General features: G+C 61.3%; 1 protein-coding gene. It reads left to right on the forward strand.

The features are described 5' to 3' along the window. A partial coding sequence (locus tag EN808_RS35795) for an EamA family transporter (protein ID WP_145973054.1) occupies positions 1 to 225 on the forward strand: 225 nt, incomplete at its 5' end. Between the last annotated feature and the right edge of the window lie 72 nt (positions 226 to 297).

The following is a 297-nucleotide window of genomic DNA, read 5'->3' on the forward strand; positions in this document are numbered from 1 at the left end:
CTGGCGCTACTCTCCACCGCCTTCGCCTATATCCTTTATTTCAACCTCGTCGCCTCCGCGGGCGCCACCAACGCCTCGCTGGTGACGCTCGTCGTCCCGGTCAGCGCCGTTCTGCTCGGCTTCCTGTTCCTCGGTGAACGGCTCGAATTGTTCGAGATCGGCGGCATGGCGCTTATCGGGCTCGGCCTCGTGACCATAGACGGGCGTCTGTTCGGCCGGCGCTAATGCATGTCGCCCCAAAAGTAATCCGCTTCTTGAGGACAACGACTTGCATGAACCAAAGACCCAAAGCGCGCC

Source organism: Mesorhizobium sp. M8A.F.Ca.ET.165.01.1.1 (assembly GCF_004792065.1).
Lineage (GTDB): Bacteria > Pseudomonadota > Alphaproteobacteria > Rhizobiales > Rhizobiaceae > Mesorhizobium.